This is a genomic window from Streptomyces sp. CO7 (assembly GCF_053474865.1).
In genome coordinates this window covers 74,142-77,054 of record NZ_JBRIOU010000009.1, presented here as the reverse complement: position 1 = coordinate 77,054, position 2,913 = coordinate 74,142, and the positions used below count along the sequence as shown (strand labels likewise).

General features: G+C 76.1%; 1 protein-coding gene. It reads left to right on the top strand.

What is annotated here, in order from left to right; genetic code table 11:
- Window positions 1-2,913, top strand: a 2,913-nt coding sequence (locus ACOV8S_RS26955; RefSeq protein WP_448321319.1) for a condensation domain-containing protein, incomplete at both ends; no start/stop codon positions are given.

The following is a 2,913-nucleotide window of genomic DNA, read 5'->3' as shown; positions in this document are numbered from 1 at the left end:
GAACCTCCCGCCCGCCGCGGCCCGGCGTCGAACGCACGCTCGCCGACATCTGGTCCGAGGTGCTCCAGGTCCCCGACGTCGGCGCCGACGACAACTACTTCGCCCTCGGCGGCGACTCCGTCCTCGGCATCCGCATCGTGTCGGCAGCCCGCCGTGCCGGGCTGCACCTGACGCCCCGGCACCTGTTCAGCCACCAGACCGTCGCCGAACTTGCCACCGTGGCCCAGCAGCCGCCCGTCCCCGCGGGCACCGTCGAGGAGGAGGACGCGACGGGTGACGCGCCGCTCACCCCCGTGCAGCACTGGCTGCTCGACACGCTCACCGGCGACCCGGCGCACTTCAGCCAGTCGGTCGCCCACCACGTCGACCCCGACACCGACCCCGAACTGCTGCGCGCCGCCCTCGCGGCGGTCACCGCTCACCACGACGCGCTGCGCCTGCGCTACGCACCCGGCGACGACGGGCACGGCATCCGTCAGCGGATCGCCGCCCCGGGCGCGCCCCCGCACCTCGAGGTGGGCGACGCGCCGCCGGAGGAGGTCGCCGCGGCCCTGGCCGCCGGATTCGACCTGCGCGAGGGCCCGTTGCTGCGCGCCGCGCTGTGCCGCCCCGAGCACGGCCGGCCCGTGCTGGTCCTGGCCGCGCACCACCTGGTGGTGGATGCGGTGTCCTGGCGGGTCGTCCTGGAGGACCTGGACGCCGCCTACCGGGCGCTGCGCGCCGGGGAGCCGGTCGACCTGGGCCCGAGGTCGACGTCCTTCCGCAGCTGGGCGACGCGTCTGGCCGCGCACACCGCGGCCGGCGGCTTCGACGCCGAACTGCCCTACTGGCAGGGCGTCGAGGCGACGCCGCTGCCGGCCGACCTGCCGGCCGGCCAGGACGGCGGGAACACCGTCGGCGACGAGGAGTCGCTGACCGCCGTCCTGGACGACGAGGACACCCGCCGCCTGCTCCAGGAGGTGCCGGAGGCGTACCGGACCCGCGTCAACGACGTGCTGCTGTGCGCCCTCGGCCGGGTCCTGGCCCGCTGGACCGGACGCGACCGGGTGACGGTGGCGCTGGAGGGCCACGGTCGCGAGGAGTTGTTCGACGGGGTCGACCTCTCCCGCACCGTCGGGTGGTTCACCGCGATGTACCCCGTCGCCCTGGACGTGCCCCGCTCCGCGGACACCGGGACCGTGCTGAAGTCCGTCAAGGAGACCCTGCGGGCCGTGCCGCACGGCGGCCTCGGCCACGGCGCCCTGCGCCACCTGCGCGCCCAGCACGGCGGCGCCGGACCAGAGCTGCCGCAGCCGCCGCAGATCGCCTTCAACTACCTGGGCCGGCAGGACTGGCAGAGCGCCCCCGGCAGCCTGCTCCAGGCCCCCTACGGAGGGCTGACCGGAGGGATGGACCCGGCCGCCCGCAGGCCCCACCTCATCGACGTGCTCGGCCAGGTCACCGACAAGCGGCTGGAGTTCACCTGGTCGTACTCCCGCGAGGTGCACCACCGCGACACCGTCGCCCGGCTCGCCGCCGAGACCCTGGACGAGCTGCGCGCGATCGTCCGCCACTGCGCCGACCCCGGCGCCGGCGGGCGCACGCCGTCCGACTTCCCGCTGGCCCGCCTCGACCAGGCCGCCGTGGACCGCCTCGCCGGCGCCGGCCGGGACGTGGCCGACATCTACCCGCTCACCCCGACCCAGGCCGGCATGGTCGTGCACGGGCTCGACGAGCCCGGCCAGGGCCTGTACGTCGAACAGATCACCTTCGTCATGGACGGGGCGGGCGACCCGCGCACGGTGGCCGCCGCCTGGCAGCACGTCGTCGACCGTACGCCCGTCCTGCGCACCGCCGTCGTCCTGGACGGCGTGCCGGAGCCGCTGCAGGTGGTGCGCCGGGCGGCCCGGCTGCCCGTCACCGAGCACGACTGGGCACAGCTGAGCGCGGAGGAGAGGACCGACCGGCTCGAGCGGCTGCTCGCCGAGGACCGGGCCCGCGGCATGGCCCTGGACCGGGCCCCGCTGCTGCGGATCGCGCTGATCCGTCTCGGCCCCGACGAGGTCCGCGTCGTGTGGACCTTCCACCACCTGCTGCTGGACGGCTGGAGCGTCTTCCACGTGCTCGGCGACGTCCTGACCGCGCACGCCGCGCTCTCCCGGGGCGAGGAACCGCGCCTGCCGGAGCGGCGGCCGTTCGCGGACCACGCCGCCTGGCTCGCCGCCCGCGACACCGCGGGCGCCGAGGAGCACTGGCGCGCCGTCCTGGGCGACCTCGCCGCGCCCACCCCCCTGCCCTACGACCGCCGGCCCGCACCCGGCGCCGCCACCCGCTCGGACACCTGGCTGTCGTACCGGCTCGATGCCCAGGAGACGGAAGGGCTGCGGGAGTTCGCCCGCAGGCACCGGCTCACCCTCAACACCGTCGTCCAGGGCGCGTGGGCGCTGCTGCTCTCCCGCCTCGGCGCCACCTCCGACGTGTGCTTCGGCACCACCGTCTCCGGCCGCCCGGCCGACCTGCCCGGCGCCGACACCATCACCGGACTGTTCATCACCACCCTGCCCGCGCGGGTGCGCGTCGATGGGCGGGCGCGGTGCGCCGACTGGCTCCGCGAGACGCAGCGGGCACGCGCCGAGGACCGCCGGTTCGAACACCTGCCGCTGCCCCGGCTGGGCGCCCTGAGCGCGCTGCCCGAGGGCACCTCCCTCTTCGACAGCCTGCTGGTGCTGGAGAACTACCCGGTGGCCGACGCCACCGCCGGAGCCCAGGGCGTCCGGGTCCGTGAGCTGGACGCCCGGGAGGCCACCAACTACCCCCTCACCGTGGTCGTCTCGCCCGGCGAGCGGCTCGCGGTCGAGCTCGGCCACGACCCGCGCTGCTTCGAGGAGAGCACGGCCCGCTCCCTGGCCGACCGGCTGCTGCACACCCTGCGCC